Source organism: Acinetobacter sp. ACNIH2 (assembly GCF_002934965.1).
GTDB lineage: Bacteria > Pseudomonadota > Gammaproteobacteria > Pseudomonadales > Moraxellaceae > Acinetobacter > Acinetobacter tandoii.
Map to the genome: position 1 here is coordinate 2874151 of NZ_CP026412.1, position 25670 is coordinate 2899820.

The 25670-nt window shown below is 39.0% G+C and carries 20 protein-coding genes and 1 pseudogene; 15 read left to right on the forward strand and 6 right to left on the reverse strand.

The window, feature by feature from the left end:
• The first annotated feature begins 32 nt into the window (after positions 1-32).
• The 4 genes from C3F34_RS13575 to C3F34_RS13590 all read left to right on the forward strand — a co-directional run bounded on the left by C3F34_RS13575 (position 33) and on the right by C3F34_RS13590 (position 3955).
• Complete coding sequence (locus tag C3F34_RS13575; RefSeq protein WP_044738510.1) at positions 33-1199, forward strand: ATP phosphoribosyltransferase regulatory subunit; 1167 nt, start codon at positions 33-35, stop codon at positions 1197-1199.
• 69 nt (positions 1200-1268) lie between these two features.
• Positions 1269-2588: an adenylosuccinate synthase gene (locus C3F34_RS13580; RefSeq protein WP_044738509.1), complete on the forward strand. Its 1320-nt coding sequence runs from the start codon at positions 1269-1271 to the stop codon at positions 2586-2588.
• A gap of 169 nt (positions 2589-2757) precedes the next feature.
• Positions 2758-3066, forward strand: coding sequence for a hypothetical protein (locus C3F34_RS13585; protein ID WP_016166571.1), 309 nt, complete (start codon positions 2758-2760; stop codon positions 3064-3066).
• Positions 3067-3178: 112 nt separating this feature from the next.
• Complete coding sequence (locus C3F34_RS13590) at positions 3179-3955, forward strand: M48 family metallopeptidase (RefSeq protein WP_044738508.1); 777 nt, start codon at positions 3179-3181, stop codon at positions 3953-3955.
• Positions 3956-4085: 130 nt separating this feature from the next.
• Here C3F34_RS13590 and C3F34_RS13595 read toward each other — a convergent pair whose 3' ends face one another.
• Together C3F34_RS13595 and crp are read right to left on the reverse strand one after the other, a co-directional pair.
• Positions 4086-5135: an NADP(H)-dependent aldo-keto reductase gene (locus tag C3F34_RS13595; protein WP_044738507.1), complete on the reverse strand. Its 1050-nt coding sequence runs from the start codon at positions 5133-5135 to the stop codon at positions 4086-4088.
• Positions 5136-5293: 158 nt separating this feature from the next.
• On the reverse strand, positions 5294-6001 hold the full coding sequence (gene crp / locus C3F34_RS13600; protein ID WP_044738506.1) for a cAMP-activated global transcriptional regulator CRP: 708 nt from the start codon (positions 5999-6001) through the stop codon (positions 5294-5296).
• Positions 6002-6149: 148 nt separating this feature from the next.
• Here crp and C3F34_RS13605 point away from each other — a divergent pair, with 148 nt between their 5' ends.
• The 3 genes from C3F34_RS13605 (at position 6150) to C3F34_RS13615 (ending at position 10947) form a co-directional block, all read left to right on the forward strand.
• Positions 6150-6572, forward strand: coding sequence for an OsmC family protein (locus tag C3F34_RS13605; RefSeq protein ID WP_044738505.1), 423 nt, complete (start codon positions 6150-6152; stop codon positions 6570-6572).
• Between the two features lie 294 nt (positions 6573-6866).
• A complete protein-coding gene (clpB, locus tag C3F34_RS13610; RefSeq protein ID WP_104441840.1) occupies positions 6867-9446 on the forward strand; it encodes an ATP-dependent chaperone ClpB in 2580 nt (859 codons plus the stop codon).
• Between the two features lie 211 nt (positions 9447-9657).
• A complete protein-coding gene (locus C3F34_RS13615) occupies positions 9658-10947 on the forward strand; it encodes a DUF945 family protein (RefSeq protein ID WP_104441841.1) in 1290 nt (429 codons plus the stop codon).
• Positions 10948-11158: 211 nt separating this feature from the next.
• On the opposite strand, the gene C3F34_RS13620 is transcribed toward C3F34_RS13615, so the two are convergent.
• A complete protein-coding gene (locus tag C3F34_RS13620; protein WP_104441842.1) occupies positions 11159-12064 on the reverse strand; it encodes an AEC family transporter in 906 nt (301 codons plus the stop codon).
• Between the two features lie 11 nt (positions 12065-12075).
• Entirely contained in the window at positions 12076-12978 is a 903-nt protein-coding gene (locus C3F34_RS13625; RefSeq protein ID WP_104441843.1) for a TauD/TfdA family dioxygenase, read from the reverse strand.
• A gap of 568 nt (positions 12979-13546) precedes the next feature.
• On the opposite strand from C3F34_RS13625, the pseudogene C3F34_RS13630 reads away from it, so the two are divergent.
• A pseudogene (locus C3F34_RS13630) lies at positions 13547-14790 on the forward strand (dicarboxylate/amino acid:cation symporter).
• 58 nt (positions 14791-14848) lie between these two features.
• On the opposite strand, the gene rlmKL reads toward C3F34_RS13630, so the two are convergent.
• Positions 14849-17053, reverse strand: coding sequence for a bifunctional 23S rRNA (guanine(2069)-N(7))-methyltransferase RlmK/23S rRNA (guanine(2445)-N(2))-methyltransferase RlmL (rlmKL, locus tag C3F34_RS13635; RefSeq protein WP_104441844.1), 2205 nt, complete (start codon positions 17051-17053; stop codon positions 14849-14851).
• A 252-nt stretch (positions 17054-17305) separates the two neighbouring features.
• Here rlmKL and C3F34_RS13640 point away from each other — a divergent pair, with 252 nt between their 5' ends.
• The 7 genes from C3F34_RS13640 (at position 17306) to C3F34_RS13670 (ending at position 24543) form a co-directional block, all read left to right on the forward strand.
• Positions 17306-17659, forward strand: a complete 354-nt coding sequence (locus C3F34_RS13640; protein WP_044738601.1) for a hypothetical protein — start codon at positions 17306-17308, stop codon at positions 17657-17659.
• Between the two features lie 185 nt (positions 17660-17844).
• Positions 17845-18935, forward strand: a protein-coding gene (locus tag C3F34_RS13645; protein WP_104442269.1) for an IS4 family transposase whose coding sequence is annotated in 2 segments (ribosomal slippage) — positions 17845-18385 and positions 18385-18935 — 1092 coding nt in all. Because the reading frame shifts where the segments join, the coding sequence is not laid out codon by codon here.
• Positions 18936-19097: 162 nt separating this feature from the next.
• A complete protein-coding gene (locus C3F34_RS13650; RefSeq protein WP_044738500.1) occupies positions 19098-20114 on the forward strand; it encodes an aspartate carbamoyltransferase catalytic subunit in 1017 nt (338 codons plus the stop codon).
• A gap of 9 nt (positions 20115-20123) precedes the next feature.
• Positions 20124-21359 carry a dihydroorotase gene (locus C3F34_RS13655; protein WP_104441845.1) on the forward strand — a complete coding sequence of 412 codons (1236 nt, stop codon included), beginning with the start codon at positions 20124-20126 and terminating at the stop codon, positions 21357-21359.
• Between the two features lie 155 nt (positions 21360-21514).
• Positions 21515-22975, forward strand: coding sequence for an OmpA family protein (locus C3F34_RS13660; RefSeq protein ID WP_104441846.1), 1461 nt, complete (start codon positions 21515-21517; stop codon positions 22973-22975).
• 190 nt (positions 22976-23165) lie between these two features.
• Positions 23166-23867: a VIT1/CCC1 transporter family protein gene (locus C3F34_RS13665; RefSeq protein WP_104441847.1), complete on the forward strand. Its 702-nt coding sequence runs from the start codon at positions 23166-23168 to the stop codon at positions 23865-23867.
• Between the two features lie 451 nt (positions 23868-24318).
• Positions 24319-24543 (forward strand): hypothetical protein, encoded by a 225-nt coding sequence (locus C3F34_RS13670; RefSeq protein ID WP_016166554.1) that lies wholly within the window; start codon positions 24319-24321, stop codon positions 24541-24543.
• 108 nt (positions 24544-24651) lie between these two features.
• On the opposite strand, the gene bioB is transcribed toward C3F34_RS13670, so the two are convergent.
• The gene (gene bioB / locus C3F34_RS13675) at positions 24652-25641 is read right to left on the reverse strand and encodes a biotin synthase BioB (RefSeq protein ID WP_104441848.1); all 990 of its coding nucleotides are present in this window, start codon (positions 25639-25641) and stop codon (positions 24652-24654) included.
• Between the last annotated feature and the right edge of the window lie 29 nt (positions 25642-25670).

The window sequence follows — 25670 nt, forward strand, 5'->3', positions numbered from 1 at the left end:
CTTCCGCGCTGACAAGAATTTAGGTTTACAACATGCCCATTTCAGAGACATGGTTATTACCTGATGGTGTAGCTGATGTATTACCAGAGCAAGCGCAAGTAATTGAAAACTTGCGCCGTGACGCCTTGGATTTCCTCGCATCTCGAGGTTATCAGTTGGTGTACACGCCGTTTATTGAATACATAGAATCCCTTTCTTCTTTATCCGAATCAAATCACGATTTAGACCTTGCAACTTTTAAAGTAATCGACCAATTATCTGGACGTTTGCTTGGGGTGCGTGCGGATATGACGCCACAAGTGGCGCGTATAGATGCACATGTTCATCCTGTGGAAGGTGTGGCTCGTTATTGTTATGCAGGTACTGTTCTACATACCAAGCCGCAAGGCTTTAATACCACACGTGCGCCATTACAACTGGGTGCAGAATTGTTTGGTTCTGACAGTATTGATGCTGATGTTGAAATGGTCGATGTAATGCTAGGTCTGATTGAAAAAGCAGGCTTGGTAGACGGTGTCCATCTGGATTTAGGGCATGTAGGTTTATTCCGTAGCTTGGTTAAGCGTGCGGGTTTAAATAAAAATACTGAACGTGAACTTTCAGACCTTTATCAACGTAAAGCATTACCTGAGCTGGCAGAATTCACGCAAGATTTGAACTGCGGTGCTGACTTTTATGCATTAGGTCGTTATTCAAGTGATCTTGATGCATTGCAAACTCATCTGAGTGCAGAAATTTTAGCAGACACAGCATTCAAACATGCTTTGGATGAGTTAAAAACTACGCAGTCTGCAATTCAGGCACGTTGGCCAAATCTCCTGATTGGCGTTGATGTTGTAGAGTTACGCTCATATCACTACCACACAGGTTTAATGTATGCCGTGTATGCACCAAACCGAGCTGCTTCTTTGGCGCAAGGTGGTCGTTATGACGGTATTGGTGAACATTTTGGTCGTGCGCGTCCTGCAACAGGTTTTAGTTGTGACTTATATGCACTCAGTGCAGGGCAGTTTAATGCAATCTCTGTGGTTGTTGCGCCTAAAGGTATGAATGCTGACTTACAACAAGCGATTGCTGCCGTTCGAGCACAAGGCTTAAGTGTAATTCAGTTATTGGGTAATGATGATTTAAACTCTATTCCAAATGCAACACATCAACTGGTTGATGTTGCTGGTGAGTGGCAAGTTAAACCAATTTAACCACTGCGAGTAGTGTTCATGTCACTACTTGGAGTTTTAATTTTAACAGCATGATGTAATGAGGCTATTATGGGCAAAAATGTTGTGGTACTTGGTACCCAATGGGGCGACGAAGGTAAAGGTAAAATCGTCGACCTGCTCACAGATCAAGCGGCTGCGGTAGTTCGTTATCAAGGCGGACATAACGCAGGTCATACTCTCGTGGTTGGTGGTAAGAAAACTGTATTACACCTCATTCCATCTGGTATTTTACGTGAAAACGTATTGTGCTTAATTGGTAACGGTGTTGTGCTTTCACCAGAAGCGTTAATCAAAGAGATGACTATTCTTGAAGAGCAAGGCGTACCAGTTAAAGAGCGTTTACGTATTTCTCCAAACTGTCCATTGATTCTTCCGAACCACATTGCACTTGACCAAGCACGTGAGAAAAAGCGTGGCAATGCAAAAATCGGTACAACGGGTCGCGGTATTGGTCCAGCGTATGAAGATAAAGTTGCGCGCCGTGCAGTACGTGTCGCAGACTTGGTACGTGGCGGTGAAGCATTAAAAGCACAATTGGCTGAAGTATTGGATTACCATAACTTCCAGTTAACTCAATACTACGGTGTTGAAGCAGTTAAGTTGGAAGATGTGATTGCACTTTGTGATCAATGGCGTGAAGTTGTTGCTCCGTTAGTGGTTGATGTAACTACAGAATTGCATAACTACCGTAAAAACGGCGACAACATTATGTTTGAAGGTGCTCAAGGCTCATTACTTGACGTTGATCATGGTACATATCCATTTGTGACTTCTTCAAACACGACCGCGGGTGGCGTAAGCTCTGGTTCAGGTTTGGGTCCATTACATTTAGACTATGTTTTGGGTATCACTAAAGCTTATACAACACGTGTAGGTGCAGGTCCATTCCCAACTGAATTGCATTACGATGCAGCGACAGATACAGGTGATGCAATTGGTCGTCACTTAGGAACTGTAGGTCATGAGTTTGGTGCTTCTACAGGTCGTCAACGTCGTTGTGGTTGGTTTGACGCAGAAATTCTTCGTCGTTCTGTAGACGTAAACTCACTTTCAGGTATTTGCTTAACTAAACTTGATGTATTAGACGGTTTAGAAGAAGTGAAAATCTGTGTGGGTTATGAAAATACAGATTCAGGTTGTGTAGGTTCTTCTGATGCGCTTGCGTATGAAAACTTAAAACCAATCTACGAAACAATGCCTGGTTGGACAGAATCAACAGTTGGTGCAACCAGCGTTGAACAGCTTCCACAAAATGCAATTAACTACATCAAGCGTATTGAGCAGTTAATTGAATGCCCAATTGATATTATTTCAACGGGTCCAGATCGTGCAGAAACTATCGTATTGCGTCATCCATTTGATGCTTAATCGATACTAGTTCATGCTAAAAAGCCTCGCAGATGCGGGGCTTTTTCTTGTGCGTTTAAATTGAAAAATTTTACGGTTTTGAAATCCAGACTAAAGTTGCATTTGCTTGTACACTTTTTCAAAATAGCCTTGATACAATAACTTAACAGTAAATCTGGATTTAGGCAGGATGCACAAAAATATTTCAAATACCATTTTATATTCTTTAATTTTTGCTATGGGCGGTGCGCCCACCATTGCCATGATGATTATTGAAGGGCAAACCACTGATCCTAATGTAATTTATAATGCTTTAATTGGATTGTCTGTGATTATTGCTTGTGTTTTGGTGCCTATTGTTCTGATTCAAAATGCCTATTTATGGTTTAAACGTAATGATGAAAAATTAGCAGAAAAAATCAAACCTGTAGGGCAGGTTTATCTGGTGTTGAATGTGGTGTGTTTAATTTATTGGTTAAGTTACCAGTTTATGTATTAAGTCAATTACATAAATACTATGTTTATGAAGTTGTTATTCATTCAAAGCTCCACATTGATTGCTTATAATGCGCATATATTCAAGTGATCCAAGAGTGGTGGAGATTAAAATAATGAAGAACAAACTGATGTTGAGTTTGTGTGTGGCAGGAGCTGTTACACTTTCTGGTTGTACAACAGTTGCTGATATGGCGGGTGCAGATACAGCATCTTTAAATGTTGCAGCAACCCAAGGTTTTAACAAAACTGTTCAGGAGGCGCGTGGTAACAATACGCTAGATACCTCCTCTTCGACGTATAAACGAGTTTATGCTGTCTTTAATCGCTTGAAACCATATGCTGATCAAATGAACCAAACGGGGACTAAATTTGATTGGCAACTGGCAGTATTAAAATCTGATCAAGTCAACGCTTATGTAGCACCAGGTGGTAAAGTTGTGTTCTACACAGGTATTGTAAACAAACTCAACCTGACTGATGCTGAAATTGCCGCAGTGATGGGGCATGAGATGGTTCATGCCTTAGAAGAACATGCAAAAAACAAAATTGGTGCTCAAGCATTAACAGATCTAGCACTAGGTATTGGTTTAAGCTATGCGGGTGACAGTGTGGGCCAATTGGGTGCTGCAGCAGCACAATTAGGGACACAGGTTGGAGTAGGTTTACCTTACTCTCGTAGCTTAGAAAGCCGTGCGGATCAAGGTGGTTTAATGCTGATGGCAAAAGCAGGTTATAACCCACAGGCAGCAATCACACTGTGGGAAAAAATGAACAAGCTAGATGGTGCTGGTGGCTCATCATTTTTGTCAACTCACCCATCGAACAGTCAACGTATTGATGCAATGCGTAAAAATTTACCAGCAGCGCAAGCGGTATATAACAAGCGTTAATTGTTTGGTTGGAGTGGAAAAAGGATGCTGTGGCATCCTTTTTTGATTTGAGAGTATCTGTATTTTAAACAGAAGATGAGTCTACGGTAGGTGAAGCAGTGCTTCAACTGAGTGAATGACAGTGAAATCTCTATGGTGCAGGATTGGGTTGCTGACGGTGAATTGCTTCAATGCCTTGAATTACTTCGGAAGGCAGATCAAGTTCAAAGGCAGCGATATTTTCTTTAAGTTGATCTAGGTTGGTCGCACCAATAATGGTACTGGTCACAAAAAACTGTTGTTTAACAAAAGCGAGTGCCATTTGTGTCAAACTTAGACCGTGTTGCTCTGCGAGAAGTGCATATTGTTCCGTTGCCCATTCGCTTTCTGGATTGCTATAACGGCTAAAACGTGAAAATAAGGTAATTCGTGCATTCGCTGGGCGGGCGCCATGACGGAATTTACCCGTTAGGTAACCAAAGGCAAGTGGGGAATATGCCAGTAGTCCTACACCTTCATATTTTGCTATTTCAGCCATTCCAACTTCATAACTACGATTCAGTAAATTATATGGGTTTTGCACACTCACGATTTTTTCGAGGCCTAGTTGCTCTGCCAAATGGATAAACTTCATAGTTCCCCATGGAGTTTCATTAGAGAGTCCAATGTGGCGAATACGCCCTTTCTCAACTTCCTCGGCAAGTGCTATTAAAGTCTCAGCGAGGGCTGTCACAGGCTTTTCGTCTAAGGCTTCTGCATTACCATAGCCCAGTTTGCCAAAAAAATTAGTGTTACGCTGCGGCCAGTGTAGTTGATAAAGATCAATATAGTCTGTTTGTAAGCGTTTAAGTGAGTCGTCCAAGGCAGAAGCAATTTCATTCGCAGTAAAACGAGTTTGTCCGTCACGAATATGGCTTCCGCCTTGTGAGGGGCCAGCAATTTTAGAGGCAATAAATAATTGATCACGACCACCATGTTGCGCAAGCCAATTCCCAATAATGGTTTCCGTACGACCTTGCGTTTCAGGTTTTGGTGGGACAGGATACATTTCTGCGGTATCCCAGAAGTTGAGTCCATGCTCTAAAGCATAATTCAGTTGTAGAAAAGCTTCTTGCTGTGTGTTTTGTTCACCAAAAGTCATGGTACCCAAACAAATTTCTGGAACAAGAATGCCACTATCGCCTAATGGTTTGAATTGCATAAAGACTATCCTGAATAAGAGCTGAACAATTTTTTCAGACTATCGTAAACAGGTAAGTTTGTTAATGAATACTTGTAGGTTGTTTTGTGAAAAAATTGAATTAGTTAGCATAAAAAAAGCAAATCATTCGATTTGCTTTTCTAAGATAATCAGAAGAATTACTCTTCATCATCTTCGTAGTCATCATCAGTATTTGGCTGTTCTAAAGATACATCAAAAATAAGAATTGCTTTACCGTCAGTTTGAATCATGCCTTGGTCTTCGAGGGTTTTAAGTACACGACCAACCATTTCGCGTGAACAACCTACGATACGACCAATTTCTTGACGTGTAATACGGATTTGGCGACCATTTGGTAAAATCATGGCTTCTGGCTGTCCTGAAAGATCAATCAAGCAGCGCGCAATACGACCAGAAACATCAATGAAGGCAAGGTCTGTTACTTTACGGGTGGTGTTTTTTAAACGACGAACCAATTGAGCAAATACAGCATAGCTCAAGTCAGGGTATTGTTTACTTAACTCATGGAAGTTTTCATAGGTAATTTCAGCAATTTCACAAACATCACGTGTACGTACTTCTGCAGTACGTTGCGGATTTGATTCGAAGAGCCCCATTTCCCCAAAGAAGTCCCCAGGGTTTAAATATGCAACTACAATTTCACGTTCATCATCTTCACGTAAAATAATAGATACTGACCCTTTTAAAATCAAATAAAGTGATTTTGATTCCGTCCCTGCATCAACAATAGTTGTACGTTTAGGGTAGCGGTTTATATATGCTCGTTTTAATAATGCTTTGACTGATTCAGGTAATTGACCTGGCGATAGCGCATCAGTGCTCAGCTGTGAAAAATTTGAAGTCATGCTTTTGGTTTCCGAAAATGGATAAATAATAGATCGCACAAGACCTAAAATGAACTTGTCACACTGAAGAGGTGAAATTCCTTATCAACTCAAATTATGTTAGTGTACAGGTACACGGTAAATTTATAGCTTTTTTTAGGTAGTTGCAATGCAAACAAGTGTACATTGGCTAGAGAATGTTGCTTTTGAAGCGAAATCAGAAAGTGGCCATAGTGTGGTGATGGATGGATCCCCAGAGTATGGTGGTGAAAACCGTGGACCACGTCCCATGGAGCTTATATTAATGGGACTTGGTGGGTGTGCTTCCTTCGATATTGTGACCATTTTGAAAAAATCTCGTCAAGATGTGACAAATGTTGTATGTCAACTTAAGGCAGAACGTGCCGATAGCATTCCTGCTGTATTTACCAAAATCCATTTGCACTTCGTGGTAACGGGTACTGCGGTGAAGGAAAAACAGGTTGCGAAGGCTGTCGAACTCTCTGCAGAAAAGTACTGTTCAGCAAGTAAAATGTTGTCTGATGGTGGTGTAGAAATTACCCACGATTTTGAAATTATAGAAGCTGTATAAGCGTGAGAAAGCTGGTGATTCATCAGCTTTTTTTTGCCTTTGAATATGCTAACTTATATCCGAATATGTAACAAAAAACTTCTAGAATTTGGTTTCAATTGGGTAAATTTTTTAGATAGAGAAAAATTACATCAATACTCTTGAAAATAAAAATAATCAGACCAATATTATAACTAACATCTATAATATTTTTTAATTTAAGATATTGAAAAATATATAAAAATTTATTTGAAATCTAAAAATAAGTTCCCATATATCTTACAAGTTGAAAATTTGTTGTGAGGAATAACTAGAATGCGTTTTGAAAAATTTACAAACCGCCTACAGCAAGCCCTTTCTGATGCTCAATCCTTGGCAATGGGGAAAGACAATACCTCCATTGAAGGCATTCATGTGCTATCGACTTTATTGGAAGAAGCTTCAAATGCCAGTATTTTGCAACAGGCAGGCGCAAATTTGCGTGAATTGCAAACGAAGTTGCAACAAGCATTGAAAGATGCACCTACGCTCACGAACCCAACTGGTGAAATTAACCTTAGTCCAGAAGCTGTTAAAGCACTAAATCTGGCAGATAGTTATGCCCAAAAAGCTGGAGATGAGTTTCTGTCTACTGATTGGGTGTTACTCGGTTTAGCGGAAGTTGGTGCAACCAAGTCTTTATTAAATAGCGTAGGGGTAACCAGTGATAGCCTACGTAAAGTGGTGAATAAAATTCGAGGGGATGAAAAGGTCATGAGTAATAATCATGAAGATCAACGTGACTCATTGAATAAATACACGATAGACCTGACTGAACGTGCCTTAGCAGGCAAACTTGATCCTGTTATTGGGCGTGATGATGAAATACGACGTACAATTCAGGTGTTATCTCGTCGCACCAAAAATAACCCCGTACTGATTGGTGAACCAGGGGTGGGTAAAACGGCCATTGTTGAAGGTTTGGCACAGCGTATAGTGAATGGTGAAGTACCTGAAAGTTTGAAAGGTAAACGTGTTCTCTCTTTAGACTTAGGTTCTTTACTTGCGGGTGCGAAATATCGTGGCGAATTTGAGGAGCGCTTAAAAGCTGTTCTTAAAGATTTAGCCAAACATGAAGGTGACATTATCCTATTTATTGATGAACTGCACACCCTTGTAGGTGCAGGGAAAGGTGATGGGGCAATGGATGCAGGGAATATGTTGAAACCTGCTTTGGCACGTGGTGAATTACGTTGTGTTGGTGCGACTACACTAGATGAATATCGCCAATACATTGAAAAAGATGCTGCACTAGAACGTCGTTTCCAAAAAGTTTTGGTAGATGAACCAAGTGTGGAAGATACCATTGCAATTTTACGTGGTTTAAAAGAGAAATATGCAACGCATCACGGTGTGCAGATTTTGGACTCTGCCATTATTGCTGCTGCAAAAATGTCGCATCGTTATATCACAGACCGTCAATTGCCAGATAAAGCCATTGATTTGATTGATGAAGCTGCTTCACGTATCAAAATGGAGCTGGACTCTAAGCCTGAAGCGCTGGATAAACTTGACCGTCGCTTGATTCAATTGAAAATGCAGCTAGAAGCGGTCAAGAAAGATGAAGATGCAGGTGCGAAAGGCGAGATTAAGCATCTTGAAGAACAAATTGCAACGGTAGAGAAAGAATATAACGACCTTGAAGAAATCTGGCGTGCCGACAAAGCTTTAGTTGAAGGCAACAAAGATATTCAAATCAAGTTGGATCAGGCGCGTATTGCTTTAGAAAAGGCGCAGCGTGAAGGTGACTTGGCTGAAGCAGGTCGTCTGCAATACGGCGTGATTCCTGAGCTACAGAAGCAATTAGAGCGTATTGAGGTTGCTGAAGAAAACGAAGCACCCAAACTATTACGTAACAAAGTTACGGACAATGAAATTGCTGAAGTAGTAAGTGCTGCAACAGGTATTCCAGTCGCTAAAATGTTACAAGGTGAACGTGAAAAGCTGTTACAAATGGAAGAGTTCTTACATAACCGCGTAGTTGGACAAAATGAAGCTGTTGTAGCAGTATCGAATGCAGTTCGCCGTTCGAGAGCAGGTTTGTCTGATCCAAATCGTCCAAGTGGTTCGTTCTTGTTCCTCGGACCAACAGGTGTGGGTAAAACTGAACTTACCAAAGCATTGGCAAACTTCTTGTTTGACAGTGATGATGCGATGATTCGTATCGATATGAGTGAGTTCATGGAAAAACACTCGGTCAGTCGTTTGGTTGGTGCACCTCCAGGTTATGTTGGCTACGAAGAAGGTGGTGTATTGACTGAAGCTGTACGCCGTAAACCGTATAGTGTCGTGCTGTTTGATGAAGTTGAGAAAGCGCATCCTGATGTATTTAATATCTTGCTACAGGTGTTGGATGATGGTCGTTTAACGGATTCGCAAGGTCGTGTGGTTGACTTTAAGAATACAGTAATTGTGATGACTTCTAACCTTGGTTCACAAGATGTACGTGAATTGGGTGAGGGAGCTACAGATGACGAAGTAAGGGCTGTTGTGATGAGTGCAGTTTCTCAACATTTTCGTCCAGAGTTCATTAACCGTATTGATGAAGTCGTGATTTTCCATTCGTTGAAAAAAGCACAGATTCGAGGCATTGCGGATATTCAATTAGATCGTTTACGTAGCCGTTTAGCTGAACGTGACTTGAGTTTATCTGTTGAAGATACTGCCTTCGACTTATTGATTGATGCAGGTTTTGATCCAATTTATGGGGCACGCCCATTGAAACGTGCCATTCAGCAACAAATTGAAAATCCACTGGCCCAGAAAATTCTGGCTGGAGAGTTTCAAGCTGGTGATACCATTTTGGTTAAATCAGATCATCAACATTTGTTGTTTGATAAATTGAAACTAAGTTAATTTGAAGTCTAAAAAAACCAGCTTTGGCTGGTTTTTTTTATGTAACAAGGTTTGTATTAATTTGATATTTTGGGTCATAAACTGACAATTAAATGCATAATAGCGTGATGAGAATCACCTATAAGTCCTTTATATGTAAAATAATTATCTTTATATGGGGTTTTTGATTATACTGCGTGAACAGAAGAAATACACAATATGAGATATATTCATGTCGAAAATAAAATGGGGTGTTGGTGGCATCGTTGCAGTTGCTACATTAGCGGTAGGTGGAAATTTATATGCAGATAAAAGCTTGCAAACTTATTATCAGCAAGAAGCGAAACAACCAAGTAAAAATCTAAGCTTGAACTATCAAAACTTCCAAATGGGGGCTATGCGAGGCAGTGCCGACTGGACAGCTGAGTTGATTCTTGATCCATGTAAGCCAAAAGAAGTGATTAAGCTCACGGGGCGAGATCAGATTAAACGTAGTTGGAATGGTTACCAAATTCAGTCAGATGTTAAAGTTGTACAAGCAGATAGTGCTTTGAAATCTTTAGTGAATCAACCGTTAAAGCTTAACACACATGTGAATTGGTTAGGGACAATGAAATCTACCTTGACCACCCCCGTCATTGTGCGAAATGAAGCCAAAATACAGACGCGTTTAGATCCAGTCACTTTGGAATATCGTGCGAAGCCTGTGAATGATCAATTGCAAATGCAGGACTTGAAATTAGACATTCCTAATTTGACTGTGATGGATGCAGAAACTCATTTTCAAATGACCGGTTTGAAAATTGAAACCAATCAAGGGTTGAATGGTAATTATCTTGAAGCAGGAAAAACGACGGTTCAAATGGATTTGCTGAAAATGGCAGATCGAGGTTTGAATAACCCAATAAGTGCTGAATTAAAAAATTATCGAGTTGAAGCAGAAAGTGATCTTACAGATCGCGTTTTAAATACAAAAATGGCAGTTCAAGTTGGTGAAATGAAAATGACATTTTCACCTGTCATGCAAAATGTGAAGTTTAACTTTAACTTACAGGACGTAAACCGTGCCAAACTCCAAGCGTTGTTCGACATTATTGAAAAGAGTGAGAATAGCTGTTTAGCCCAAGAGAAATTATTACAAGATTTGGAACCTGCTTTACTTGCAGTCATTAATGAAGGTTTTAAGTTCGATTCTAGTGATAATCAAATCAAGATTGGGACAGGTGAAGCCAAAGCCAGTCTAACAGGTCGTTTTATGCCAAGCCATCAAAAGACCTTAAAAGGCATGGTCGCTATGGTACCGAGTCTGGTTGAATATAAGGCCGATGTGCAATTTGATAAGAACATGGTCGCTTCAATCATGAATAGCATTCCGGGTAAGGCAGGTCTGTCAATGTCGGATCAAGATATTGAAACGATGCTCAGCAGTATGCAGCAATCAGGACAGCTAAAACGTGATGGTGATGTGATGAAAATGTCGATGGAATATAAATATGGTGAGAAGAAATTTTTAACAGAATGATTTTATAAAATATTTTAAAACTAAAGCTCTATCTTACTTTCGTGTGTATTAGGTGAAATAGAGTTTAATTGAGTTAGACCTAGAGATATTAATCAACAGCAAGTTTTCTTGAGCAAGTAAATTCTTGAATTAAAGACCTGTAGGTTTATTGATAATATCTCAATGAGAAGATCAGCCTTCCCACTATGCTGGATGGGGAGGTTGAATGGATTTAGAACTTCATTACAAAAAACAGGGCTATTGGTACAGTGATCAATGCCAACATTGTACTCAACATCACGGATGTGGCTGCTTTTTCAGGATGAAGTCCTAACGTATTAGAAATAACAACAACATTACCAGCCATAGGTGTAGCAACCATTAGGGCCACAATTTGGAGTATTTGTTTATCTATAGGCATGATAAACATGAAAATCAAAATGCCAAAAACTGGATAAATAAGATGTTTCCAAGTCAAAGCCAATGCTGAGAAAAGCCAATCAATCTCAATTTTTGAAAATTTTGCAATTGTAATCCCAATGGTCATCATTCCCAAAACGCTATATGCACCTTTAAAATTCGCCAAGAAGGAAAGGAAGACTTCATCAAATTGAATATCGAGATATTTAAAAATCATTCCTAAAAATGCAGCATAAAGAATAGGCATTTTTATGACTTTTAAAATACTTTCTTTAATGTTCAGTGAGCCTTTAGCAGTAATCAAATAACCCACAGTAAATTCATATAGGTTAATACCAATGATAATAAAAATAGCCATAGCTATTTGTGTTTTATCAAAAATTGCAAGAATCAATGGCAATGCGAAATACCCTGTGTTACCTGTACCTGCTGCGAAGCCAAAGAGATTTACTCGGCTGTCTTTCCAAAAGCATCTTGCAAAGAGTAGCCCCGCTACAGCCATGAGCGATGCCGCTAAAAATGCGCCTAAAGAAAATTTGAGGTAGGTCCAATTTGCTGGTGATTCGATAATTGAATAAAAAATTACGAATGGGGAAATAATATAAACAAGCAAGGTTGAAATATCTTTAGAATCTAATTTAAATTTCTTACCCACACCCCAGCCAATAATTGAGATTGTGATTAACAAAAAAACTCTGATTACAACTTCAAAAATCATTGAATAACCAACTATTGAATGTCCAAAACGGTTGCTGATGAGAATGTGTATGTGCCATAACATCCCTGTAACCAGCGGTTACCTTTAACTTCACTACGTCTATGTAAACAACGGAGGTTATTAAAAATGATGAGATCTCCAGCATTCCATGATTTCTGAATTTGATTCTCAGAAACTATTGATTTCAGTTCATACAATGCTGATTCACTGTCTTCATCTGTTGCATTAAGGTTGTGTAATGCTGCTTTAATCTCGTAGTTCCCATCGACCAAGTCAAAAATTGAACTCTTTATTCGCTTATTCTGTACTTTAAATGTTTCTGGTGCTGTATGGACGAATCTTGACTCACCCAACACACTTTTAGATTTATGACTTAATTTTTTAATTACATCCGAAATCTTTACCAAATTAGTAGCAGTTCGTTGTTCATCTACAAGGCACATTAATGACAGAGTATGTGGTCTAATATTTCGAGACAAATAAGCTCCCTCGGTATGAAAGTCAAACTCTGCCATTCTTACAGGAGAAATGTGGGTATTATTTTTTAAGTCCTTAGGTGTGATTTCATGTACTAATGCTCCTTTTTTTTCTTCTTTGTAAGCAAAAGGATTTAAACCACACGCTTTTGTAACCCCTAGTAGCACGAGTTCTGAGATATACCCTTTAGAATAGGGTCTTGCAGCACTGGATGGAGGTTGGTATAGCTGATCATCAATAGGTAAATTGCAAAACTCAAGTAATCCACCTCCTACTTTTAATTCATTAAGATGAATATCTCTCAAATTTAGATATTTTTGTGCTAATTTCGCACAATGTTCAATGAGTTCTGTCGAAAGGCATTCATTAATTTGGGGCAATAATTTTAATTCATTTTTCCAAGCATTAGCCAAATTCTTATCAATCTTAATTTGCATGTTTTACCTATTTCGGAATTCAATTCTTATAAAGTCTTTGTATGTGTACTATTTAAATAACCGAGAAAAATGTTGATATCTATTCTTTTGATTCTTCCTTGAATGTGAAAAATATAATGAGAATGTGTTCTTAATTATCCTTCCTGTTTGTAATTAAATAATGTATTCATGCGTATTTTCAATTACATAGAGTTTTAAATATTCTCAATGAAATAATAAGAATAAAATCGGATTATTTACCAATCAGTAAAATATTATTTGTAACTGAAATAATTAATACAATTGAAGGTCTATATTTAAGATTTATTAATCAATTAAGTCATTGGCAAATTATTTAAAATACTAGGATTAGTTATGCATTTTTTGCATAGGTTTCTACTTTTTTTCATTATTAATTTTCTTTTAATTTGTTTAAATTCCATCCATTGTTTCTGAATCAAATAGGATTTGATTTTGATGAAATTAGATTAAAGCTATATTTTTCAATATCTTGCTTTGTCGTTTTTAAGGTTGTAAAAGGACATTTGATATGAATCAGAAAAAACTGCTGAAGTTTATTCTTATTGCCATGGTTTTAGGCATCGTTATTGGTTGCATCTTCCACTATTATTTAACACCTGTTCAAGCCGAAAATATTGCGTCATATTTCAAAATTTTAACCGATGTATTTTTAAGATTAATTAAAATGATCATCGCGCCATTGGTGTTTGCAACGATTGTTTCAGGCATTATCTCAATGGGTAAATCCTCAGCTTTAGGTAAAATCACCTTAAAGGCAATGAGTTGGTTTATTGGTGCATCATTCATCTCTCTTTTATTGGGTTTAGGACTCGCTAATTTTTTCCAAACTGGCGTTGGAATGAATTTACCTATTCCGACTGCTCCAGTCGATGTAGGGGTTAGCGCAACAAACCTCAGTTTGCAAACCTTCATTACTCATATATTTCCAAAAAGCTTTGCTGAAGCGATGGCGAATAATGAGATTCTTCAGATTCTTATCTTCTCTATATTTTTCGGTTCAGCGTTGGCTTACGTTAATCATCTGCAAAAAGATGGCTCTATCATCGGTAAGATCATTGATGAATTAAGCTTGGTAATGTTTAAGATTACTGATTACGTAATGACATTTGCCCCAATTGCTGTTTTTGCTGCTGTTGCAGGAGCAATTACTGTAAAAGGTCCAAAGATTATTCTTGATTATGGCTCGTTCATGGCTGAGTTTTATGCCAGCTTATTTATTCTTTGGGCAGTTATCATCACGGCTGGATTTATCTTTTGAAAAAGGATGTGTTCAGATTGTTAAAAACAATCCGTGAACCAGTTGTTTTGGGTTTTGCTACAGCGAGTAGTGAGTCTGCATATCCAAAATTGATGGAATCTTTAGAGAAGTTTGGAGTTCCTAAGCGAATCACTAGTTTCGTTTTACCATTAGGTTATTCTTTCAACCTTGATGGTTCGATGATCTATATGACATTTGCCGTATTATTTATTGCACATGCATATAACATCGATCTTAGTCTTTCTCAACAGTTGTTAATGCTTTTGACTCTAATGATTACCAGTAAGGGTATTGCGGGTGTTTCTCGTGCTTCACTGGTTGTTATTGCTGCTACATTGTCTATGTTTAAACTTCCAGAAGCAGGGTTATTACTTATCCTTGCAGTTGATCACTTCCTTGATATGGGTCGCACAGCAACCAATATTATCGGTAATAGTGTGGCAACGGCTGTTATTGCTAAGACAACGAAGTTGGATGAAGAAGAAGTTCCAAGCCCGATTGTTGTAGATGCACCACAAAGTGAAAAGCTTTAGTATTGGTTGCTCACTAAAAAAAAGACCGCTTTAGCGGTCTTTTTTTTTAACTGAAAGATTAGACTGGGTGATGCTGAATTTTCCAAGCGCGATGGATTTTTTGATTGCGCTTGAAGTCCGGCCCAATGGTTTCTTGAGTGATTTCTTGTACATTAAACATCGCTTCAATTTCTTCATCTAACTCAAAACCACGGTAATTGTTAGAGAAGTAAAGCGTTCCTTCCGTGGTTAAACGGTTCATGGCACGTTTCAGTAGAGACACGTGGTCACGTTGTACATCAAAGGTGCCGTAGAACTTCTTCGAATTCGAGAAGGTTGGTGGATCGATGAAAATCAAGTCATATTGTTCATGACCTTCTTTGAGCCATTCAAAACAGTCACTAGCAAAGAATTGATGCTGTTCATCTGCATGATCGACAGTTAAACCATTTAAGACGAAGTTTTCTTTTGACCAGTTCAGATATGTATTCGACAAATCCACACTAGTGGTACTTGCTGCACCGCCTAAAGCAGCATGTAAGCTTGCTGTTGAGGTGTAGCTATACAAGTTTAGGAAGTGCTTACCACGCGCTTCTTTGGCAATACGTAAACGAATTTGACGGTGATCAAGGAACAGACCTGTATCGAGATAATCCGTCATGTTGACTAAAATTTTCGCTTGACCTTCTTGCACGATAAAACGTTTAGATGCTGTACTTTGCTTGGTGTACTGATTTTTACCTTCTTGACGCGCACGGGTCTTAATGAAGATTGCATCACGGTTTAAACCCGTCACTGCACGAATCGCAGCTAAAGCCAAGTTAAAACGCTTTTTGGCTTTTTCAGGATCGATGGTTTTAGGTGGCGCGTATTCTTGCACATGCAGACGGTCGCCATACAAGTCAACGGCTACATTAAAATCAGGTAAGTCGGCATCATATAAACGCAAACAGAACACGCCTTCTTTGACTGCCCATTTTTTCAGGGTTTGCATATTTTTCTGCAAACGATTGGTAAAGTCTTCTGCACCTTCAATTGGTTCGAATTGAAGCGGTTGCCAAGTTTCAAGGAATGGCTTCACCACGGTAGCAGGTTTGATCTTGCCTAAGCGGATGTAGATAGGTAATTTACCATTCATCAAACGCATGGTTTGTGGATCACTAAATGCCATCACGTCCGCTTGTTCAACTGCTGCTGCGATCACAGCAGCAGTTTGATTCGGGAAGTTCTTTTGTAATAACGCAGACAGACCTAAATACAATGCACGGTTCGATGCTTTATCGCCTAAACGCTCACCATAAGGAGGGTTTGTGACGATAAAGGCTGTTTTATTGCCGACTTCAAAATCTGGCCAGTCAGAAAGGGTGCGTTCTTCAATCTGAATTTGCTCGAGCAGGCTCTCAAAACCCGCAGCAATAATATTTTGTTTAGTTGCCTTTACTGCTTCCCAGTCTGCATCAAAAGCATAAAACTTTGGTAAAGGTTGAGCCAGACCTTGTTGATGACGTTCAGCAGCTTCCGCTTTAATTGACATCCATAACTCATGGTTATGACCATTCCAACCATTAAAACCAAAACGACGCACTAAACCAGGGGCACGGTCAGTCAACAACATTAAAGATTCAATAATGAAAGTACCCGAACCACACATTGGGTCCAAGATAATGTCTGGACGTAATTGTTGAAGTTTGGCTTTTTGTAAAATTGCAGCCGCCAAGTTTTCTTTGATTGGGGCATCCGTCATATAACGACGATAACCACGTTTATGTAAAGAATCGCCCGATAAGTCTAAGCAATAAGTATGTTCAGTTTTACCTGCAAGGACGTATAGAGTAATTTCAGGTTGCTTGGTATCAATGCTTGGTCGACGACCAACAGCTTCCATGAATGAGTCCACTACACCATCTTTAACACGTAAAGTCGCGAATTGGCTGTTCACCATAATTTCGCGTTCAACGTGCAAACGGATAGCAAAAGTACTTTGTGGTGCAAAAATAAGAGACCAGTCAAAGCTGATTGCACCTTCATACAGTTCTTCAGCAACATCACGCGCATCATGGCTGCGTTCAAGTTCATGGGTATGAATAGGGAGCAGAACACGTGAAGCCAAACGTGACCACATGCAAATACGATAGGCTTGTTCTAGCGTGCCTTTAAAAACTAAACGCCCTGGAAAGCGTTCAATTTTTTCGATGCCTAGACCTTGTAATTCTTCTTGGAGTAAGGTTTCTAGCCCATCTGCACATGTGACCCAATAGTTGCTTAAACGGGAAGAGCTATTCATAAATTAGATAGACCAAGATTTAAAAAAATACTTGGCAAAGTTTAACTGATTTTGGCTTTGAAAGCTTTTTAAATTGCATGCTTGCATAAGCAGATCATAAAAAAATGCACTTTTACCGACTTGGTTCTCAAAATTGGTATGTATTTTGCTAAGTTAAGTCCATTAAATGGCGATGTGCATTTGAAATTTCACTTTATTTGCGCAATCTGCTGTGAAGTCATTATTCGTATTAAATTCAATAAAACTGGGGGATTGAAAAAGATGTCTAATCATGGATTCGTTGCTCATCCTGAGGCTTTTTCCGCTGCAACTTTAATTTATACGCGTTTGCGTCGTGTGTCGGGGCGTGTCATTGACGCGATGTACCTCGCTGAAAATAAGGATTATGCCCGTCATGTGGTCGATTTGGCTCTGGCAACAGGAGATGCAGAGTTAGCTCGTCAGGCTGAACGCTTAAGCAGTTTCATGGATTTGGATACAGTGATTGAACCAGAGGTAGTGGCTGAAACCGTAGTTGAGCCGACACAGTATCGCGAGGATGAAGTGACCGAGGAAGAAATTTATCGTGCACAGGTGCATCATCACTATATTGGTGCATTACGCTAAATCTTGTTGCAGATTGGTTTACTTATCATCTTGTTTAAGCCAATCACCTTAAAACTCAAATTTCTGGTGATTGGTAGACTCAGTGTTGAGTGGTAAATTTTGTTTAAATTATCTCTTTGTACACGACAAAAAAAGACAACTCATTGAAATAATGGCATAATACTTGTTTTCTGACGACGAATATGATGACACATTTCAATGAGTTACATCTCATCTTAAACAAATATCTAAAGTGGAACAAGTCACGTGTAAAATGTTTTACACTGATTATGCTGGCATTAATTGTAAAACAGACATGTAATCTTTCTTCTGCATCTAAAGCCTTACCCATCACGTGCTTACCACAATCATTTTATCGACGTATACAACGCTTCTTTGCAGATCAGTATTTCGATTATCGTCAAATTTCTCAGTTAATTTTCAATATATTTTCATTCGATAAAGTCCAATTAACTTTGGATAGAACCAACTGGAAATGGGGAAAACGAGATATCAATATCTTGATGTTAGCCATCGTCTATCGTGGAATAGCGATACCTATTGTTTGGACATTGCTCAATAAACGTGGAAATTCAGATACAAAAGAGCGTATTGCTTTGATTCAACGCTTTATCTCCATTTTTGGTAAAGATCGTATTGTGAATGTGTTCGCAGACAGAGAATTTATCGGTGAGAAATGGTTTACATGGTTAATTGAAAATGACATTAACTTCTGTATACGTGTTAAAAAAACTTTATTGTGACCAATCACTTAGCCAAGAATCATAAAATTAGTGATTTATTTCGTCATCTTCAAGTTGGTCAAACAGAATGTCGTAAACGACGTATTTGGGTTGGTCGAGTGAAACTGTATATTAGTGCGCTACGATTAGAAGATGGAGAACTTTTACTTGTTGTTTCTCCTATGTTTAATGCTTCTGCTATTGGTGATTATGCATTACGCTGGGAAATCGAAACCTTATTTAGTTGTCTCAAAGGACGTGGATTCAATCTTGAAAATACTCGTTTAACAGACCCTAGACGAGTCAAGAAATTGATAGCAGTGCTAGCGATCGGTTTCTGTTGGTGCTATTTAACAGGTGAATGGCAACATGATCGAAAAAAAGCGATAAAACTAAAGAAGCATGGACGACTTTCAGTAAGTTTATTTCGCTACGGTTTGGACTATGTTCAGATGGCTATTCTACGTTTGATTGGTTTTGGAAAAAAAGAAGAATTTAAGAAAGTGCTAGCAATTTTAAGAAAGAAAAAGCCTGATAGGACAAGGGCCCTATGAAATTTGTCGTGTACAGAGAAATTATCTTATTGAAATAATGCATAGGAAAATAAGAAGCCATTTTAAATATCGTCAAATTTTCTGTTGAGTGCCGAAAACTTCATCTGCCAAATTGGGGGAATCTCTGTATAATACGTTAACTTAACGTATAAGGAATCTCTCATGCACTTGGCGGAATTGCATACTCCGAGTCAGATTCAACTCAATAAAGAAGGAAATTTAAAGCATTTCCTGACCATCGAAGGGCTATCGAAAGCCACACTCACGAAAATATTGGACACAGCGCAGTCCTTTTTTAATGACCAAAATCAGTTGATTACTAACAACCTGCTTGAAGGTCGTACGGTGATGAACCTGTTTTTTGAAAACTCAACTCGTACTCGTACAACATTTGAAGCGGCAGCGAAGCGTTTATCTGCAAATGTATTGAATATTGATATTGCGCGCTCAAGTACGTCCAAAGGTGAAACCTTACGCGACACGCTTTGGAATTTAGAAGCGATGGCGGCAGACATCTTTGTGGTGCGTCATTCATCTTCTGGTGCAGCACATTTCATTGCTCAGACAGTTTGTCCGCATGTCGCAATTATCAACGCGGGGGACGGACGTCATGCGCATCCAACCCAAGCCATGTTAGACATGTTAACCATTCGCCGTGAAACCAAAAAGTCATTTGAAGAACTAAGTGTGGCGATTATTGGTGATATTAAACATTCGCGTGTGGCGCGTTCAGATATTGCTGCTTTACAGACTTTAGGTTGTAAAGATATTCGTGTGATTGCTCCAAATACATTATTACCGTATGGCTTTGAAGAATATGGTGCAGGTGTTCGTCTATTTAATAAAATGGATGAAGGTGTGAAGGATTGTGATGTGATCATTACCCTGCGTATTCAAAATGAACGTATTGATTCACCCGCATTATCTTCGCAGTCTGAATTTTACAAAATGTTTGGTTTGAACAAAGAACGTTTAGCATTGGCGAAACCTGATTGTATCGTGATGCATCCTGGTCCAATGAACCGCGGTGTTGAAATTGATTCAAGTATTGCAGATGGTCCGCAATCGGTAATCTTAAATCAGGTCACCAACGGTATTGCGGTACGTATGGCTGTTTTAGCCTTATCAATGCAAGGCCAATTACAAGAACAAGGTCTATTAGAAGCGATTGCGGGATAAGAGAAAGTCATGAGTATTGTAAAAATTGAAAATGTCCGTGTCTTAGACCCAATTCAGCAAAGCGACTCGGTGCAAACAGTTTATTTAGAGCAGGGTAAATTGGTTTCCGCTACAGATGAAGTTGAAGTTACCTTAGATGGTCAAGGCAAATGGTTAATGCCAACCATGGTCGATTTGTGTGCGCGTTTACGTGAACCAGGTCAGCAGCAGCATGGTACGCTCAAGTCTGAAGGTAAGGCTGCGCGTGAGAATGGTATTCTGCATGTGTTTACGCCACCAGATTCAAAGCCAATTGTGCAAGATAATGGTGCTTTGATTCATGGTCTGGTTGAAAAAGCCATGTTAGATGGTGGTATTTACCTTCAGGTGATTGGTGCGCAAACCCAAGGTTTAAAAGGTCAACAACCTGCGAACATGGCAGCTTTGAAAAAAGGTGGTTGTACCGCAGTTTCAAATGCCAATGCACCTTTTGCGAATGATGATGTGGTCATTCGTACATTGGAATATGCAGCAGGTCTTGGTTTAACTGTTGTGTTCTATGCAGAAGAACCACAAATTGCAAAAGATGGCTGTGTGCACGAAGGTTTTATTGCCTCACGTCAAGGTTTGCCAATGATTCCAGCTTTGGCTGAAACGGTAGCGATTGCTAAGTATTTACTCATGATTGAAGCAACGGGTGTAAAGGCACACTTTAGCTTGCTGTCATGTGGTGCTTCGGTGGAGTTAATCAAGATTGCCAAAGAAAAGGGCTTACCCGTAACCGCTGATGTGGCGATGCATCAACTACACTTAACAGATCGTTTAATTGACGGTTTTAATGCTTTGGCACATGTGCGCCCACCATTACGTTCTGATAAAGATCAAGAGCATTTACGCCAAGGTGTAAAAGATGGTGTAATTGATGCAATTTGTACTCATCATGAACCATTAAGTAGCTCAGCAAAAATGGCACCATTTGCAGAAACTGAACCTGGTTTTACTGCATTTGATACTTATGTTTCCTTAGGTGTGCAATTGGTCAAAGAAGGTTTATTTACACCTTTAGAATGGGTGGAGAAAGTCACTCTAGCACCTGCCAAAGTTGCGAATATGCAAGAGCGTTGGGAACAAGAAGCGGGATGGGTATTGGTTGACCCAGAAATACAGTGGACTTTAACCAAAGAAAGTATTCTTTCACAAGGTAAAAATACCCCATTAATTAATCAGACTTTAACAGGAAAAGTACTGCAAACTTTTCATGCTTAATTTTTGACTGTTATAAAAGCCAGCAATCGCTGGCTTTTTTATGCCTAAAATTTGAGATAGATCAAAGGGTGTATAAAATACAATAATTTACACTGTATGAAAATTGAACATATAAACTAACTTAATAAAACAACAAAAGAATAAGAGGGCAGGAAATGCTGACCAATATCATTGAATTACTACAGCAACAAGTTACGCCTATTGTTTTGCAATCTGAGACAGAGCATTTGCTGGAAAAGAGACATGCATTAGATAATTTTTATCCCATTTTACTCAGTTTATTAAAAGAAAAACCAGATTATATTACCGAGTTACAGAACCATCTTAATCCCAGATTGAGTGATCTTTTTAAGGCACATCAATCGCTCAAAGAAAAATTTATTGAAGCAATTGGTGCGACAGCACCACCATCTGAAATTGAAGAAACATTGAATCATGCGATAGCACCGACATTGGGGGTTTTAGAGACACAGGCGGGTTCAAGTGACCAGCATGCCATAGAGCATTTTTTACTTAATCACAATACGGATATTACTGTAACTTTACCTTTGTGGGCTAAACCATTACTTGCCGCACTAGGTGTGAATACACTAGTTGGTCAAACTCTACATCAAAGCCCAAGTAATGCTTCTTATATTGGTGCAAAGAGACAAAACCGTTGGTTGATACCTGTTTTATTTATTGTCGTATTAGGCTTGATCAGTGCGTTGCTTTTTAAAATGTGCAGCCGAGTTGAACAGCCCACGACTGTGGAAGACAGTTCAAATGTTGCCAGTCAACCAGCAAAATTTCAGCTAACCACTGGACAAGAGGGGATGTTGGTGACCTGTCAGATCTTCACATCAAACAAGTCGTATATTGATATTTTACAAGCAGAAGTGAAACAGATATTTGCACATCCCGTTGGATGTGGTGTTGATGACAACAATCAATTACACGAAAACTTTATCGATCAGGATGCAATACCTAGTGTCTTGAAAATTATCAAAGGAACGCCAAATGTATCAATTACTTGGTTGGGTGATCAATTGTCGATTCAAACCGAAAGTAATACAACTGCAACTGAGTTAGCCCAAAAAATTCGACCATTAGTGAAAAATATGCAAATAGTGATGCAGCAACCTATAGATGTAAACCAAGTGGTTGGCAGTAGTGTGAGCGATGCTGAAAAAGCATTGGCGAGTTTAAATCCAGAGCATATACGTGCCTTAGACGTGGCGACGGCACTGAATTTACAAATTATCAATTTTGAACCTTATTCAAGTGAAATTCCTGAAATTAATAAATCAATTTTAGATCAAGCGGCTGCATTAATTCGGCGAGCACCGCAAGTTAATCTGGTGATAGAAGGGCATACGGATAACGTAGGTACGGCACAAGACAATAAAGAGCTGTCAGTGAAACGTGCGCAAGCTGTTATGGATTATTTAATTAAACAAGGGGTTGATCCTGCAAAATTGCAAGCTGTGGGCATCGGTGCTGAAAAACCTATTGCAGACAATAGTACGCCAGAGGGACAGTTTAAGAATCGTAGAATTGAATTTACTGTGCTCAATACTGAAACAGGTAAAGCACGTCAAGTGAACGAGCAAGGTATAAATACTGAAGGTTATTAAGACTAGAATCTAATAGGGACAGAGCATAACCCATTCATGGTTGTGCTCTTAATTTTGTATATATGGTGCTGGTAAGAAAAAAAGTATGGAAAAGTTTTGTTAATCCAATGCTTTGTTAAGTGAATATTAAGAATATTGGTCTAAAATAAGGATTTATGCAGTATCAATAAAAATCAAGACGAGAGCATTGATGAGAAGATCTATACATCTAGAGAAGCATAATTTAGAAAAAACGGGTTGGTTACGTGCGGCAGTTTTGGGGGCGAATGATGGCATAATTTCAGTCACCAGTCTGGTAATTGGTATTGTGGCAAGTGGTGCAGGGCAACAAACTATTCTGATTACTTGCTTAGCAGGATTGATTTCGGGTGCCATCTCTATGGCTGCGGGGGAATACATTTCGGTTAAGTCGCAAGCTGATATTGAAGAAGCTGATCTAGCATTAGAGAAACGTGAATTAGAAAATAATCCAGAACAAGAATTAAGAGAATTAACCCAAATTTATATTCATCGTGGTTTAGATGAAAAGTTAGCACATGAGGTGGCAATTCAGTTAACAGCCCATGATTCTTTGGGAGCACATGCCCGCGATGAAATTGGCATTGTTGAAATGACTGCAGCAAAACCAATGCAAGCCGCTTTGTCTTCGGCTTTATCATTTTCGGTTGGGGCAGCCATTCCGTTGTTGGCTGTGCTTATCGCACCACAACATTATTTAGCCAGTGCGATTGTGATTGTTTCTATTTTTGCTTTAGTCGGTTTGGGTGCATTAGCAAGCTATACTGCAGGATCATCCATTTGGAAAGGGGCTTTAAGAGTGCTGTTTTGGGGATGCTTCGCCATGCTCATTACCAGTGCCATTGGGTCATTGTTTAATGTAAACGTCACATAACGAATAAAGTCTATAATATGAGTTTACTTTCCGACGAAATGCAATTCAAGCTTGAGTAAATTATTTGCCATTCGATAAAAATATGATAATTATAATGCAATGTATCTAATCATCTTGATACATCGATGTTTCAGGACCGAAACAAGCGCGAGACAGAAAAAAATTAAACAAGGAGTTTAAAATGTTTCAATTACTCAGAAAGTTACTTTGTTTCCACATTTATGAATATGAACAAATGCAGGAAATAGGTGAGCATCTGGAATGTAGAAAATGTGGTGAGAACAAAACCTCCTAGTCTTGGAATTGTTCTAACTAAATCCGAAGTGAGTTAATCATTTCGGATTTTGTACATTTGGCATTAGTCAAATTGATCTGTTCCTTTTTCATCAAATTCATTCTCTCATCCCTTAAAGCCATTACAATGTTTTCATCTTGTATTAATCAATTCACTATGTCTAAAGATTTTCAAAAACAAACGTATATTGTAGATGACCAACTTGCGGATACACTGACATGGTTGTGCCATCATCAAGACTGTTATGAACGTTTCGAATATGATGCAGTAGCCGAACAGTTAACGGTTTTCCACGCCAACGGTGCCGATATTATTCGAAAAGGGGATTATCTCACTGCGCAATACGGCATTTTGATTACTGCGCATAATTTTGCAGGTTAAGCTGCTGATCATTGATTCAGTGAATATAAAAATCTTAAATCAAATTCAAATAAAAAAGCCAATTCATAGAACTGGCTTTTTTATTGAGCTTAAGAACTAGAAGTTCTATTAGCCTGCCATAGCATCTACTGAAAGTTCAGAAACAGTTGGTTTTGCTTTTTCAGCAACTAAGCCTAATTTATTAAATAACTGCTTGTCGCGACCTTCACCAGCATTTGGTGTTGTCAGCAATTTTTCACCAGAGAACAGTGAGTTTGCACCTGCCATAAATGCCAATGCTTGGTCTGAATCAGACAAAGATTCACGACCTGCAGAAAGACGAATATAGCTTTTTGGCATAATGATACGTGCAACAGCAATGGTACGAATCCATTCAGTCACATCGAGCTTTTCTACATCTGCCAATGGCGTGCCTTCAATTGGAACAAGCATGTTAATTGGCACAGATTCTGGATGAATAGGTAGTGTTGCAAGTTCAAGTAATAGCCCAATACGATCAGCAGTGTCTTCACCCAAACCCACAATACCACCACTACACACTTTCATGCCTGCACCACGTACATATTCAAGCGTATTTAAACGATCATCGAAAGTACGGGTACTGATAATATTTGAATAATACTCACGCGAAGTATCAAGGTTGTGGTTATAGTAATCTAAACCTGCATCTTTTAAGCGTTCAGCCTGAGACTGGTTTAACATGCCTAAGGTCATGCAAGTTTCCAAACCTAAAGCTTTTACTTCACGAACCATTTCAAGCACATAAGGCATATCGCGTTCGTGCGGGTTACGCCATGCAGCACCCATACAGAAGCGAGAAGAACCAGACGCTAATGCTTCTTTAGCTTCGCTAATAACCTTTTCTACAGCAATACGCTTTTCTGCTTCTAGTTTTGAATCATAACGAGCAGATTGAGAGCAGTATTTGCAATCTTCAGGGCATTTGCCTGTTTTAATTGATAATAAAGTGCTGACTTGAATGGTATTGGCATCGAAATGCTCACGATGAACTTTCTGAGCTTGGAAAACCAAGTCTAAAAAAGGTTGTTCGTATAAAGCTTGAATTTCTTCACGCGTCCAATCATTACGTACAGTCATTCTAGGAAGTCCATCATCTGTATTCTTTA